We start from the raw sequence: 13,936 nt of genomic DNA on the forward strand, positions 1-13,936 counted from the left end.
ACGATGCCGGTCGGTGCCGCAGACCCCGCGGCGCCCGGCCCGGCGGGTTGGCCGCCGCCGCCGCCGGGTGGTTACCCGGCGCCGGAGCCGGATCGGCTCACCCGCTTCGTACTGCGGCTCTACGAGCGTTCGCCGCGCTGGGCGGTGCCGCTGGCCGCCGTCGGCTGCGTCGCTGCCGGCATGAGCTACGCGCTGCTCAGCAACCCGACGTACGCCGACCCGGACGCCGCGCCGACCTGCCTGCTCAAGCTGACCACCGGCCTGGACTGTCCGGGCTGCGGTGGCACCCGCGCGCTCTGGTACGTGCTGCACGGCGACCTGCCGGCGGCCGCCCGGCACCACTTCCTGTTCGTCTTCGCGCTGCCATTCCTCGCGTACCTCTTCGTGGCCTGGGCGGGAAACCAGGCGTTCGGTTGGCGGATGCCCGAGCTGCGGATCAGCTCCAAGGTCATCGGCGGCTTCCTGGCCGCCTGGCTCGCCTTCTCGGTGCTGCGCAACCTGCCCTGGGCGCCGTTCACGTCGCTCTACGTCTGAGGGCCCGCCAGCCCCGCCCTGCGTGATCAGGCTCGGCCTTCCTCGGGCGGGCCGTGGGGGGTCCTGCGCGTCCTGTCGAGCTGCCCCACGTGTGGGGCTTGGCGGTGGTGGTTCCGGCGCGGTGCCGCCTGCCCGGGGCGTGGGGCTTGGCGGTGGTGGTTCCGGCGTGGTGCCGCCTGCTGCGGGCGTGGGGTGTGGCGGTGGTGGTTCCGGCGTGGTGTCGCCTGCCCGGGACGTGGGGGCTTGGCGGTGGTGGGGTGTGGCGATGGTAGCCCGGCGTCGTGCCGGCTGCCCCAGATGTGGGGCAGCTCGACAGGGGAGCGAGGACGTGGCAGGGACCCGGCAGGGCGTCGGCGTGCCGGTCGAGATCCTGGACACCTGCGGCCCCGATGGTGCGCACAAGACGGTGATTTTGCGGTAGCTGGGCGCGTTCTGCACCGCGAGCCCGAGTTGGGCAGGGGACCGCCGGCTACTACAGTCCCAGGAATGCCGGAGATGGTGCAGCCCCAGGTCAAGTTGATCGCGTGGACCCAGTTCGCGGCCCCGGACGACGTGCCGTGGTCGACCGACGCGGAGGGTGGCCAGGCGCTCGCCGAGTTCGCCGGCCGGGCCTGCTACCAGTCGTGGAAGAAGCCGAACCCGGCGACCGCCACGAACGCCGGCTACCTGGCGCACATCCTCGAGGTCGGCCACCTGAGCGTGCTGGAGCACGGGTCGGTGACCTTCTACTTCACCGGGGTGTCCCGCTCGTTCACCCATGAGCTGATCCGGCACCGGCACTTCTCGTACTCCCAGCTCTCCCAGCGTTACGTCCCCGAGCGCGACGCGGCAATGGTCGAGCCGGCGGTCATCGCGGACGACCCGGAGCTGCACAAGAAGTTCACCGAGGCCGCCGAGGCCAGCGTGCGGGCGTACACCGAGTTGCTGGAGGGCCTCGAACAGCGGTTCTCCGACGAGCCCAACCCGACGCTGCGCCGCAAGCAGGCCCGGCAGGCGGCCCGGGCGGTGCTGCCCAACGCCACCGAGACCCGGATCGTGGTCACCGGCAACTACCGGGCGTGGCGGCACTTCGTCGCCATGCGGGCCAGCGAGCACGCCGACGTGGAGATCCGTGAGCTGGCCGTGGAGTGCCTGCGTCAGCTCCAGGGCGTCGCCCCGAACGTGTTCGCCGACTTCGTGATCTCGACGCTTCCGGACGGCACCGAGGTGGCGGCCAGCCCGCACGAGGCGTCCTGAGGCCTTCCCCGGCGGGCGCCGGCTGGTCGTCCGCTAGGTTGGAGGGTATGACGCACGACCACCCTGACGCCTCGGCCCGGCCGGTGTCCCGCCCCTTCGGCCGGATGCTCACGGCCATGGTGAGCCCCTTCACCCCCGACGGTTCGCTCGACCTCGACGGCGCCGCCCAGCTGGCGAGCCACCTGGTCGACGAGCAGGGCAACGACGCGCTGGTGGTCAACGGCACCACCGGCGAGTCGCCTACCACAAGCGACGCCGAGAAGGAACGCCTGATCCGGGCCGTCGTGGAGGCCGTCGGTGACCGCGCCAGGGTGGTCGCCGGTGTCGGCACCAACGACACCAGGCACACCATCGAGCTGGCCGCCGCCGCCGAGAAGGCGGGCGCGCACGGTCTGCTGGTGGTAACCCCGTACTACAACAAGCCGCCGCAGAGCGGGTTGCTGCGGCACTTCACAGCCGTGGCCGACGCCACCGGCCTGCCGGTGATGCTGTACGACATCCCGCACCGCTCGGGCGTGCCGATCGAGACCGAGACACTGGTCCGGCTCGCCGAGCACGGCCGGATCGTCGCGGTCAAGGACGCCAAGGGTGACCTGACCGCCACCAGCTGGGTGACCAGCCGGACCGACCTTGCCTTCTACTGCGGCGAGGACGCTCTCACCCTGCCGGCGCTTGCCGTCGGGTCCGCGGGCGTGGTCGGCACCTCGACGCACTTCACCGGGGCGCTGACCGCACAGATGATCGAGGCGTACGACGCGGGGGACATGCCCGCCGCGCTGGCCCTGCACCGGCGGCTGCTGCCGCTGTTCACAGGCATCTTCCGCACCCAGGGCACCATCCTGGTCAAGGCCGCCCTGGCGTCGCTGGGCATGCCCGCCGGCCCGGTGCGACCCCCGCTCGTGGACGCCACAAACGACGAGATCGCCCAGCTGCGTGCGGACTTCGCGGCAGCGGGCCTGGAGATGCCCGAATGACCGAACGACACGATGGGCGCCGAGTGACGGCGTCGCAGAATGAGGTGGACGAGTGACCGAGGCGCACATCGAGGCGGAACTACCCCCGCCGCTGCCGGAAGGTGGCCTGCGGATCATCCCGCTCGGCGGGCTCGGCGCCATCGGTCGGAACATGACCGTCTTCGAGTACGACGGCAAGTTGCTGATCGTGGACTGCGGGGTGCTCTTCCCCGACGTCGAGCAGCCGGGCGTGGACCTGATCCTGCCCGACTTCGGCCCGATCCTGGACCGGCTGGCCGACGTCCAGGCGATCGTGCTGACCCACGGCCACGAGGACCACATCGGCGCGGTGCCGTACCTGCTCGCCCACAAGCCCGACATCCCCCTGGTCGGCTCGCAGTTCACCCTCGCCCTGGTCGAGGCGAAGCTCGCCGAGCGGCGCATCCAGCCGTACACGCTCACCGTGCGCGAGGGCGGCCGGGAGCGGCTCGGCCCGTTCGAGTGCGAGTTCTTCGCGGTCAACCACTCCATCCCGGACGCGCTCGCCGTGGCCATCCGCACCCCGGCCGGCCTGGTGCTGCACACGGGCGACTTCAAGATGGACCAGCTCCCGCTGGACGGCCGGATCACCGACCTGGCCGGCTTCGCCCGGCTCGGCGCCGAGGGCGTCGACCTGCTGCTGTCCGACTCCACCAACGCGGAGATCCCCGGCTTCGTCACCCCGGAGCGGGAGATCGGGCCGGTGCTCGACTCGATCTTCGCGAAGGCCAAGGGCCGGATCATCGTGGCGTCGTTCGCCTCGCACGTGCACCGCGTGCAGCAGGTCTTCGACTCCGCCGCCGAGCACGGCCGCAAGGTCGCGCTGATCGGCCGGTCCATGGTCCGCAACATGGGCATCGCCCGGGACCTGGGCCTGCTCAACATCCCAGCCGGCCTGGTCATCGGGATCGAGGAGGCGACCACGCTGCCTCCCGAGCAGATCGTGCTGATGTCCACCGGGTCGCAGGGTGAGCCGATGAGCGCACTGGGCCGGATGGCCAGCGGCGACCACAGGCACATCACCATCGCCCCCGGCGACACGGTAGTGCTGGCATCCTCGCTGGTCCCCGGCAACGAGACCTCGGTCTACCGGGTGATCAACAGGCTGGCCCGGGCGGGCGCGGTCGTGGTGCACAAGGACGTGGCGAAGGTGCACGTCTCCGGCCACGCCCCCGCCGGGGAGCTGCTCTACCTGCTCAACGTGGTCCGGCCCAGCAATCTGATGCCGGTGCACGGCGAGTGGCGTCACCTGCGCGCCCACGCCCGGCTCGGCATCGAGTCCGGGGTGGCCGCCGACCGGGTGGTCATCTGCGAGGACGGCGACGTGGTCGACCTGGTCGAGGGCCGGGCCAGCCTCGTCGGGCACGTGAAGAGCCGGTACGTCTACGTCGACGGCCTCGCCGTCGGCGACGTCAGCGAGTCGCTGCTCACCGAACGGCGAATCCTCGGCGACGGCGGTTTCATCGCCACCACGGTGGTCGTCGACTCGGTCACCGGCAAGGTGGTCGCCGGCCCGACGCTGTCGGCGAAGGGCTTCTCCGAGGACCCGGAGGCGTTCAACCCGGTGATCCCGCTGGTCACCGAGGCGCTGAACCGGGCGGCGGCGGACGGCATCACCGACCCGCACCAGCTCCAGCAGATCGTCAGGCGGACCGTGGGGCGGTGGGTCAACGACGCGTACCGTCGTCGTCCGATGATCGTGCCCACCGTCGTCGAGGTCTGAGCACGTCGCACTGACCGCCGGTCCGTCCGAGAGGGCGGACCGGCGGTCAGGGCAGCGCGGCGACCGCCTCGGCGTACGCGACCCCTGTGGCGATGGCGGCGTCCACCAGCACCGTGAGCTGCTCCGGGGCCACCCCGTGCGCCAGGTCGGTGGCCACGTCGCCGGCCAGCACCAGTTCCTCGCCGAGGTCGTGCGCGTACGCCTTGGGCAGCAGCCGGTCGTGGTTCCAGGCGTTGCAGAAGGCGTACGCCTCGGCGCGGCGGCTCGCCGGCAGCCGACGGGCGGCCATGGCGCGGGCGTGCAGCACCTCACCGCGTTCGCCGGCCCGACGGAACTGGATCACCACGGCACCCCACCGGCCGACCACAGTGGCGCCCTCGTCCACGGCGTACCGGTCCCCGCGCCGGTCCAGCGCGGCGGTGATCATGTCGATGGTCAGGGTCGCCAACTCGCGTCCGTCATCGGCTTCGTCGTCGTCGCGGGAGTCGGGCTGGGCGTCGTCGGCCGGCAGGGGCACCGGCGCCGCCACGGGGCGTTCGGCCAGCCAGGCGGCCATCCGGCCGGAGTGGTGACCGGTGCCGTTGCGGGCGTCGAAGCTGCCGGCCAGCTCGTTGGCGATCGCGAGAAGCAGGGCGCCCAGGGTGGCGACGTCCAGGTCGGTGGCCGGTCGCCCGCCGTATGCCGGGCGGGGCACCGTGCGCACGCCGAGGCCTGCCTCGACGGCCAGCGCGCAGACCAGTGCTCCGGCGGCGGCGAACTCCATCGCGGCGAGGTCGTCGGTGGGTCGGTCCAGCCGGGGCAGCTGCTCGGCCAGGATGGCGAGCCCGCGTTCCAGGTGCCCGCCCAGGGCGCAGAACCGAAGGTGCGCGGCGAGGTACGGGAACGCCGCGCGTTCACGCCGGTGCCGCCGGTACGCCCGCAGGTGCGCCGCGGCGGCCCGTTCCGGCTCGCCGACGCGCAGCTCGGGCAGCAGCCCGGCCACGAGCGCCCGCTCGGGCTGGTCCGTGCAGTCCACCGCGTCGCCTGTGGGTTCGGCCAGCTCGATCAGTGCGGCCCGCCACTCTCCCCAGCCGGCGAGCAGCTCCGCCCGGCGGGCCGGTGCGCAGCCGGGGCAACCACCGGACGGCCCGCCGACCGTGCCGGCCCACCGTTGGTACCAGTGCCGGGCGGTGGGCTCGTCGCCGAGGTGGTCGGCGATCCGGCAGCGCAGCTCGGCGACGGTAGGCGCGTCGGGACCGTCCGCCCCGACCCGGTGGGCGAGATCGTCCAGGAGGGACCGGGTCTGGTCCAGTCCCACCCGGGGGGTGCCGAGAAGCGCCTCCACCGCGTAGCGCTGAAGGCGTAGCAGCAGCGGGACCTCGTCGTCGGTGAGCAGCTCGGGACGGTAGTCGGCGGCGGCCCGGCACCGGCGTACCGGTTCGACCAGCCGCCACCGTTCGCCGTGCAGCAGGTACGCGTCGACGAGCGCGAACCGGGCGTCCAGTGCGGACCTGAGGTCTCCCGCCGCGTCAGCCCGCTCGGCGAGCCGTTCGAGGGCGAGCAGCCGGTCCGGTCCGTCGGGCAGGTCGCGTGCGTCGGCGAGCGCGCTCGCCAGCGCCGGATCGCGGTGTACGGTCACGCCGGCACCGCGCCGGGCAGCCGAGCGACGGCCACGGCGAGTTGACAGCCGGCCGAGATGCCACAGTCGAGCAGCTGGTCCAGCTGGTGCGGGGTCACCCCCCGCTCCAGGTCGGTGATCACCTCGCCGTAGACCCGCGCCCGGCCGCCGTCGTCGACGTGCACGAACGCCTTGGGCCAGAGCCGGTCGTGGTTCCACGAGTTGCAGAAGGCGTACAGCTCCGGCACCCGTTCGATCCCGAAGGTGGGCGTGACCATCGTGCGGACCTGGAGCAGTTCGCCGGCCGCGCCGACGCGCAGGAACCAGATCAGGGTGTCGTCGAAGCGGCCCACCAGGTCGCCGTTCACCGCCCGCCCGACCGCTCGGCCCCGCGCGGCGAGCACCGCGGCGACCAGTTCGCCGGTCAGTGGGCGCAACACGTCGGGGTGCCCGGCAAGCGGATCGTCCGGACCGTCCTCGAATCCCGGCGACGCCATGGGGGCATCCCTTCTGAGGCGGATATCACGACCGACGGCGCGGTCCGTGCTGCGACGCGCGGACACGACCCGGAAAAGCGGCGTTCTGCCGGGTCCCGCCGTTACCGTGACTCTATGGCGGGCCGTACCTCTCAGGCGAGCCGGCGGCGCGGCGCGTCGCCGCGCGGTGGCACCAACAACCGTGCCCGCCAACCGGCGAAGAAGACCAGGGCGCCGGTACGCCGGCGCACGACTCCCGCGCGGCCGGGTCCGGCGGTGTACGTCGGCCGCGCCGTCGGTGCACTGTGGATGGGTCTGGCGCACGGGATGGGCTGGGCGGTGCGCGCCGCCGGTCGGCAGGCGGCCTCGGCCCGCGACCTCGACCCGGAGCACCGCCGCGACGGGGCGGGGCTGCTCCTGTTCGGGTTGGCCCTGCTCAGCGCCGTGGCGCTCTGGTTGTCGGGTGCCGGTCCGGTGGGTGCGCGCCTGGCCGACACGATCCGGCTGTTCCTGGGTGCGATCTCCGTGGTCGTACCTGTGCTGTTGATGATCGGGGCGTGGCGGCTGATGCGTCAGCCGGCGGACCCGGCGCACCGGGGCCGCGGGTTGATCGGCTGGGGTTCGCTGCTGGTGGCGACAGCCGCGCTGCTCCAGATCGGTCAGGACCCGACGGACACCGTGCAGCGTGACTACGCCGGCGGCCTGGTCGGCGCGGGTGTCGGCGGGCTGCTGGAGCGGGCTGTCACCGCGTGGGTCGCCGTCCCGCTGCTGGTCCTGCTGCTCCTCTTCGGCCTGCTGGTGGTCACCGCGACACCCATCAACAAGATCCCCGAGCGGCTGGGTCTGCTCGCCGGTCAGCTGGTGGCGCCACCGGAGGCCACCGAGGAGTCGGAGGAGCCGGCGGCCCGGCCGGCGCGCAAGCGACCGGCCAAGCGGATGCCGCCACCGCTTGACCCGGACGACTTCGAGGATCTGGAGGGTGCCGACCTCCAGGAGACCATGGTCCTGCCGCGCAAGGCGCCGTCGAAGGTGCCGGCCAGCCGCAAGCCGGTCGAGCCGCCGGAGCACTCGCCCGCTCCGACGCGGGCCGAGCAGTTGGCGTTGACCGGGCTCGCCGGTGACTACACGCTGCCGCCGGCGAACATGCTCAGCAGCGGCGCCGCGCCCAAGACCCGCAGCAAGGCCAACGACGAGGTGATCGCCGCGCTCACCGGCGTGTTCGACCAGTTCGACGTGGACGCGGCGGTCACCGGCTTCACCCGCGGCCCCACGGTCACCCGGTACGAGGTGGAGCTGGGGCACGGCGTGAAGGTCGAACGGATCACGCAGCTGTCCCGCAACATCGCGTACGCCGTGAAGTCGCCGGACGTGCGGATCCTCAGCCCGATCCCGGGCAAGAGCGCGGTCGGTGTGGAGATCCCCAACACCGACCCGGAGAACGTGGCGCTGGGCGACGTGCTGCGTTCGCGGGCGGCGACAAGCGACCACCATCCGATGGTGGTGGCGCTCGGCAAGGACATCGAGGGCGGCTACGTGGTGGCCAACCTCGCCAAGATGCCGCACATCCTGATCGCCGGCGCGACGGGTGCCGGCAAGTCGTCGTGCCTCAACACGCTGCTGGTGTCCATCCTGACCCGGGCCACCCCGGACGAGGTGCGGTTGCTGCTGATCGACCCGAAGCGGGTCGAGATGACCGGCTACGAGGGCATCCCGCACCTGGTCACGCCGATCGTGACGAACGCCAAGAAGGCGGCGGACTCGCTGGACTGGGTGGTCCGCGAGATGGACATGCGCTACGACGACCTCGCCGCGAACGGCGTGCGGCACATCGACGACTTCAACCGCAAGGTGCGCAACGGCGAGATCAAGGCCCCGCCGGGCAGCGAACGGGAGATGCGTCCGTACCCGTACCTGCTGGTGATCGTGGACGAGCTGGCGGACCTGATGATGGTCGCGCCGCGCGACGTGGAGGACTCGGTCGTCCGGATCACGCAGCTGGCCCGGGCGGCGGGCATCCACCTCGTGCTGGCCACGCAGCGTCCCTCGGTCGACGTGGTGACGGGTCTGATCAAGGCGAACGTGCCGTCCCGGTTGGCGTTCGCGACCTCGTCCCTCGCCGACTCGCGGGTCATCCTGGACCAGCCGGGCGCGGAGAAGCTTCTCGGCCGGGGTGACGGGCTCTTCCTGCCGATGGGCGCGTCGAAGCCGGTACGGATCCAGGGCGCCTGGGTCACCGAGCGGGAAATCGCCGACGTGGTGAAGTTCTGCAAGGACCAGCGCGAGCCGGAGTTCCGCCCGGACGTGCTGGCTCCCGCGCAGGAGAGCAAGAAGAAGATCGACGAGGACATCGGCGACGACCTGGATCTGCTGGTGCAGGCGGTGGAACTGGTGGTCACCTCGCAGTTCGGCTCGACCTCGATGCTCCAGCGCAAGCTGCGTGTCGGTTTCGCCAAGGCGGGTCGTCTGATGGACCTGATGGAGACCCGGGGCGTGGTGGGGCCGTCGGAGGGGTCGAAGGCGCGCGACGTGCTGATCAAGCCGGACGAGCTGGAGGACGTCCTGAGTGGCCTGCGCGGCGACGTGGACTGACGTCGTCCGACCTCCGGACACGCGACGGGCCCGCCGGTAGCCGGCGGGCCCGTGTCGGAGTGCGGTCAGTTGTTGATCAGAGCGCCGATGATCACCAGGCTGATGATCGCGGCGAGGACGCTGGCCGCGGCGGCGTACCAGCCCAGGGGCTTGTCGCCGAGCACCGCGCCGACGATGCCCGCGATGACGCCGAGCACGCCGAAGATGATCGGGTTGAGCAGCAGGGCGAGGACCGCGAAGACGAAGCCCACGATGGTGAGGATCCGGGCGGCGTTGCTGCGCGGGCGGGCGGTGCTGGACATGTTGGCCATGTCGTCCTCCGTTTGAGAGCCTGTCGTGACGTATCGATCACTACCCACTGTGGGGGCCTGTCACGCGTGCTTTTCAGTGGAAGACCTTGAGGCCGACCACGCCCGCGACCACGAGCAGCAGGCACAGGATCCGGGGCAGACTCGCCGACTCGCCGAGCGCCAGCATCCCGACCAGCGCGGTGCCGACCGCGCCGATGCCGACCCAGACCGCGTACCCGGTGCCGACCGGGATCTCCCGCAACGCGTACGCCAGACCGGCCATGCTTAGCACCAGGGTCACCACGAACACCACTGTCGGTACCAGTCGGCTGAGGCCGGCGCTGCGGTCCAGGGCGGTCGCCCACGCCGTCTCCAGCAGTCCCGAGATCACCAGTACGAGCCAGGCCATGTCCACCTCACGGGTCGGGCGCCCGGGCTGCGCACCGGGACGAGTCGGCACATCACGCGGGGCGTCTTGGCCTGACCGGGTACGCCCACCACTCGTCCGGGGCGGCCGCGAGTGTCCACGGCCACCGGAGCCGACGCTAGCACCGGCCCGGCGTCGGGTGCGGTGACTCCCGACACCTCGCGTTGACCTCTACCTCGCTTCAACTTGCACTATGGCAATCATGACCCTGCTCTACGCCGACTCCGAGGTCGCCGCCGCGCTGGACGCCACCACCACCGTCGACGCCATGCGGGACGCCCTGCTGGCCGCGTACGACGGCCGGCTGGTCGCCCCGCCCCGGGCCGCCGCCCCGCTGGCCGGTGGGCGGATGGTGCTCACCGCCGGGCACCTGGTCGACGAGTGGTACGGCTTCCGCTCGTACGACACCTTCGGGCACCCGCAGGCCGAGCAGCTCGTCGTCCTGCACGACGCCGGCACCGGGGCGATCCGGGCGGTCGCCGTGGGCGAGGAGCTGGGCTCCCGGCGTACCGGAGGGTTGGGTGGTGTCGCAGTCGACGCGCTGGCCCGGCCCGACGCGGCGACCCTCGCGGTGATCGGCTCGGGGCGGCAGGCGTGGAGCCAGGTGTGGGCCGCCGCCGCGGTCCGACCCCTGCGCGACGTCGTGGTGCACAGCCGCTCCGCCGCCCGGCGGGACGCCTTCGCCGCCCGCGTCCGCGCCGAACTGGGCGTGCCGGCCCGCCCGGTGACCGACCCGGGCGCCGCCGTGGCCGGCCGGGACATCGTGGTGCTCGCCACCACCAGCCCCACCCCGGTGCTCGACGCCGCCGACCTGAGCCCCGGCACGCACGTCAACGCGGTCGGCTTCAAACAGCGTGATCGCAGCGAGTTCGGCACCGACCTGCTTGAAGTCGCCGAGCTGCTGGTCACCGACTCGCCCGCCCAGGCGGCGGACTACCGGCCGCCGATGCTCGCGGCCACACCCCCGTACGGCGGGCGGTTGCGGGATCTGGGCGGCATCCTGGCCGGCGCGGTCCCCGGCCGGACCACCGCGGACCAGATCTCCGTCTTCTGCTCCACAGGCCTGTCCGGCACCGAGGTCTTCCTGCTCGACCGTCTGACGCGGGTGGCCGCCCCGACGCGGTGACCCTCACCCGGCAGGTGCTGGTACGCGTGCGTGGGTGTCCCAGGCCGGCCCGGTACCCTCGGATGGTGTCTGCCACCTCCCCTGATGCCAACGCCGAGGGCCGTCGTGTCGCCCTGCTGACCCTGGGCTGTGCCCGCAACGAGGTCGACTCGGAGGAGCTGGCCGCCCGGCTGCACGCCGACGGCTGGCAGGTGACCACCGACGGCGAGGGCGCCGACGTGGTGGTCGTCAACACCTGCGGCTTCGTGGAGAAGGCCAAGCAGGACTCCATCCAGACCCTGCTCGCCGCCGCCGGGACCGGCGCCAAGGTGGTCGCCGCGGGCTGCATGGCCGAGCGGTACGGCAGGGAGCTGGCCGACAGCCTGCCCGAGGCGCAGGCTGTGCTGAGCTTCGACGACTACCCCGACATCGCCGCCCGCCTGAACGCGGTGGTCGCCGGCGAGCAGGTCACCGCGCACACCCCCCGGGACCGTCGTGAGCTGCTGCCGCTGACCCCGGTGCAGCGGCGCGACACCGCCGTCTCGCTGCCCGGGCACGGCACCGTGACGCGGGCCACAGTCGACACCGACGAGCACACCCCTGCGCACCTGCGGCAGGTGTTGCGCCACCGACTGGACACGGGCCCGGTCGCCTCGCTGAAGCTGGCCAGCGGGTGTGACCGCCGCTGCGCGTTCTGCGCGATCCCCGCCTTCCGTGGGGCGTTCGTGTCGCGTACGCCCGACGAGCTGCTCGCCGAGGCGGAGTGGCTGGCCAAGACCGGCGTACGGGAGCTGGTGCTGGTCAGCGAGAACTCCACCTCGTACGGCAAGGACCTGGGTGACCCCCGGGCGTTGGAGAAGCTGCTGCCGCAGCTCGCCGCGGTGTCCGGCATCGTCCGGGTGCGGGTGAGTTACCTCCAGCCGGCCGAGACCCGACCGGGCCTGGTCGCGGCGATCGCCGGTACGCCGGGCGTGGCACCGTACTTCGACCTGTCGTTCCAGCACTCCAGTGAGCCGGTGCTGCGCCGGATGCGCCGTTTCGGCTCCACCGACCGCTTCCTGGAGCTGCTGGCCAGCGCCCGCGAGTTGGCGCCGGAGGCGGGCGCGCGGAGCAACTTCATCGTCGGCTTCCCAGGCGAGACCCGTGGGGACGTCGACGAGCTGGTCCGGTTCCTCACCGAGGCCCGGCTCGACGCGATAGGCATGTTCGACTACAGCGACGAGGACGGCACCGAGGCCGCCGGGCTGCCCGGCAAGGTCTCCGCCGCGACGATCAAGCGACGGTACGACCGGCTCAGCGCGCTCGCCGACGAGCTGTGCTCGCAGCGGGCCGAGGACCGTCTCGGTTCGACCGTCGAGGTGCTCGTCGACTCGATCGACGACGGTGTGGTGGAGGGCCGGGCGGCGCACCAGGCGCCCGAGGTGGACGGCTCGACGACCCTCGTCGCTCCGGCCGAGGGTGGGGTCGACCTGGCCGCCCTGCGCCCGGGTGACCTGGTCCGCGCGACGGTGACCGGCACCGAAGGGGTGGACCTGCTCGCCGTGCCAGATGAGATGATCTCGGCGGCGCCCGGCGCGGCACGGTGACGGCGGGTCCGAGCGGAGCGGGGGAGCCAGGTGGTGCGGTGCCGGGAACGCCACGGCGGCCCGAGCGGAGTGCGGCGGTGACGGGGGCGACCGGGTCGACGCCGGGCCGGGTGGTGGCCGTGGTGCCCGTCCTCAACGCGGCGAACGCGCTCACCGCCCTGCGACTGGTCCTGGTTCCGGTCTTCGCCGCCTCGGTGATCGCGTCCGGGATGACCCATTCCGGCTGGCGGATGGCGGCCTGCCTGATCTTCGCGGTGGCCTCGGCGACGGACCTGGTGGACGGCTGGATCGCCCGCCGGTTCGCCCTGGTCACCTCGGTGGGCAAGGTGGCCGACCCGATCGCCGACAAGGCGCTCACCGGCGCGGCCCTGGTGCTGCTCTCCTGGTACGACCGGCTGCCCTGGTGGGTGACGGCGCTGATCCTCGTCCGCGAGCTGGGCATCACCGGGCTGCGGTTCTGGGTGATCAGGCACGGCGTGATCGCCGCCAGCCGCGGCGGCAAGGTCAAGACGGCGCTCCAGATCCTCGCCATCGCCTGGTACCTCTGGCCGATGCCGGCGGCCCTCGCCGTCGTCGGCCCGTGGATCATGGCCGCCGCCGTGCTGGTGACGGTCGTGACGGGCTTCGACTACATCGTCCAGGCCGTCCGCCTGCGCCGCCCCCGCTGACCTGTCCACGGCGGGTCGCCGTCGGGCTCATGATCGGCGACGTCGGAGTGGGAGGGTTGGGTGGCGGCGAGTGGGGAAGGAGGGTTCGATGCAGAAGGATCAGGGCTCTGAGCCGGCGGTGGGCAGTCCGGCGGCCGGAGCCGTGCACAGCCTCTCGCAGCGGCACGAGACGCTGGCCACCGTCGAGTCGCTCACCGGCGGGCTGCTGGCCGCGTCGATCGTGGAGATCGCCGGGGTCAGCGGGATCTACCGGGGCGGGCTCGTCGTCTACGCCACCGAACTGAAGGCCACACTGGCCGGCGTACCGACCGGGCTGCTCGACGAGCGCGGGCCGGTGGACCCGGAGGTCGCGGCGGCGCTCGCCGAGGGCGGCCGGCAGCGCTGCGGCGCCGACTGGGGAATCGCCACCACAGGTGTGGCCGGTCCGGAGCCGCAGGACGGCAAGCCTGTCGGCCTGGTCTACGTCGCGGTGGCCGGCCCGAACGGGAGCGAGGTCCGCGAACTCGATCTGGACGGCGGGCGGGACCACATCAGGTCGGCGGCGGTGACCGAGGCGTTGCGGCTGCTCACCGAACGGATCCACGCCGACGACGCGACCCGTGACCCGGCCGGCGCCGGCCACCGGTGAGCCGTCGCGGGTCATCCGACGGGCGGGGCGGGATGTCGCGCGGGCCCGCAGCGGGTACGGTTGCGGGAAGGCTCCGGCGTTCGGA

The 13,936-nt window shown here is 72.6% G+C and carries 13 protein-coding genes and 1 riboswitch; of the genes, 9 read left to right on the plus strand and 4 right to left on the minus strand.

Features of this window, described 5'->3' with window-relative positions:
* The first annotated feature begins 3 nt into the window (after window positions 1–3).
* From ACZ6N8_RS13455 to ACZ6N8_RS13470, 4 genes are all read left to right on the plus strand, one after another.
* On the plus strand, window positions 4–534 hold the full coding sequence (locus ACZ6N8_RS13455) for a DUF2752 domain-containing protein (protein ID WP_466010355.1): 531 nt from the start codon (window positions 4–6) through the stop codon (window positions 532–534).
* A 495-nt stretch (window positions 535–1,029) separates the two neighbouring features.
* A complete protein-coding gene (thyX, locus tag ACZ6N8_RS13460; RefSeq protein ID WP_466010357.1) occupies window positions 1,030–1,770 on the plus strand; it encodes an FAD-dependent thymidylate synthase in 741 nt (246 codons plus the stop codon).
* Between the two features lie 47 nt (window positions 1,771–1,817).
* Complete coding sequence (dapA, locus tag ACZ6N8_RS13465) at window positions 1,818–2,744, plus strand: 4-hydroxy-tetrahydrodipicolinate synthase (protein ID WP_466009931.1); 927 nt, start codon at window positions 1,818–1,820, stop codon at window positions 2,742–2,744.
* Window positions 2,745–2,796: 52 nt separating this feature from the next.
* Window positions 2,797–4,485 carry a ribonuclease J gene (locus ACZ6N8_RS13470; RefSeq protein WP_139584782.1) on the plus strand — a complete coding sequence of 563 codons (1,689 nt, stop codon included), beginning with the start codon at window positions 2,797–2,799 and terminating at the stop codon, window positions 4,483–4,485.
* A gap of 46 nt (window positions 4,486–4,531) precedes the next feature.
* Here the strand turns inward: ACZ6N8_RS13470 and ACZ6N8_RS13475 are convergent, their stop codons facing one another.
* Window positions 4,532–6,103, minus strand: coding sequence for a YbjN domain-containing protein (locus ACZ6N8_RS13475; protein ID WP_466009933.1), 1,572 nt, complete (start codon window positions 6,101–6,103; stop codon window positions 4,532–4,534).
* Window positions 6,100–6,579, minus strand: coding sequence for a type III secretion system chaperone family protein (locus ACZ6N8_RS13480; protein WP_466009935.1), 480 nt, complete (start codon window positions 6,577–6,579; stop codon window positions 6,100–6,102). The genes ACZ6N8_RS13475 and ACZ6N8_RS13480 overlap by 4 nt, the downstream gene beginning before the upstream one ends.
* A 114-nt stretch (window positions 6,580–6,693) precedes the next feature.
* Between ACZ6N8_RS13480 and ACZ6N8_RS13485 the strand changes: the two genes are divergently transcribed.
* Window positions 6,694–9,147: a DNA translocase FtsK gene (locus ACZ6N8_RS13485; RefSeq protein ID WP_466009937.1), complete on the plus strand. Its 2,454-nt coding sequence runs from the start codon at window positions 6,694–6,696 to the stop codon at window positions 9,145–9,147.
* Window positions 9,148–9,212: 65 nt separating this feature from the next.
* Here ACZ6N8_RS13485 and ACZ6N8_RS13490 read toward each other — a convergent pair whose 3' ends face one another.
* Window positions 9,213–9,458: a hypothetical protein gene (locus ACZ6N8_RS13490; RefSeq protein ID WP_354823461.1), complete on the minus strand. Its 246-nt coding sequence runs from the start codon at window positions 9,456–9,458 to the stop codon at window positions 9,213–9,215.
* Between the two features lie 73 nt (window positions 9,459–9,531).
* A complete protein-coding gene (locus tag ACZ6N8_RS13495) occupies window positions 9,532–9,846 on the minus strand; it encodes a DMT family transporter (RefSeq protein ID WP_139584787.1) in 315 nt (104 codons plus the stop codon).
* 55 nt (window positions 9,847–9,901) lie between these two features.
* A riboswitch (guanidine-III (ykkC-III) riboswitch) is annotated at window positions 9,902–9,974 on the minus strand.
* A gap of 92 nt (window positions 9,975–10,066) precedes the next feature.
* Between ACZ6N8_RS13495 and ACZ6N8_RS13500 the strand changes: the two genes are divergently transcribed.
* The 4 genes from ACZ6N8_RS13500 to ACZ6N8_RS13515 all read left to right on the plus strand — a co-directional run bounded on the left by ACZ6N8_RS13500 (window position 10,067) and on the right by ACZ6N8_RS13515 (window position 13,851).
* Entirely contained in the window at window positions 10,067–10,990 is a 924-nt protein-coding gene (locus ACZ6N8_RS13500) for an ornithine cyclodeaminase family protein (protein WP_466010359.1), read from the plus strand.
* Between the two features lie 62 nt (window positions 10,991–11,052).
* On the plus strand, window positions 11,053–12,555 hold the full coding sequence (rimO, locus tag ACZ6N8_RS13505) for a 30S ribosomal protein S12 methylthiotransferase RimO (protein ID WP_466009940.1): 1,503 nt from the start codon (window positions 11,053–11,055) through the stop codon (window positions 12,553–12,555).
* A gap of 77 nt (window positions 12,556–12,632) precedes the next feature.
* Window positions 12,633–13,223, plus strand: a complete 591-nt coding sequence (gene pgsA, locus ACZ6N8_RS13510) for a CDP-diacylglycerol--glycerol-3-phosphate 3-phosphatidyltransferase (RefSeq protein ID WP_466009942.1) — start codon at window positions 12,633–12,635, stop codon at window positions 13,221–13,223.
* Between the two features lie 88 nt (window positions 13,224–13,311).
* Window positions 13,312–13,851 (plus strand): CinA family protein, encoded by a 540-nt coding sequence (locus ACZ6N8_RS13515; RefSeq protein ID WP_466009944.1) that lies wholly within the window; start codon window positions 13,312–13,314, stop codon window positions 13,849–13,851.
* Window positions 13,852–13,936: the final 85 nt, after the last annotated feature.

The sequence above is a fragment of the Micromonospora sp. NPDC047521 genome, assembly GCF_055587305.1.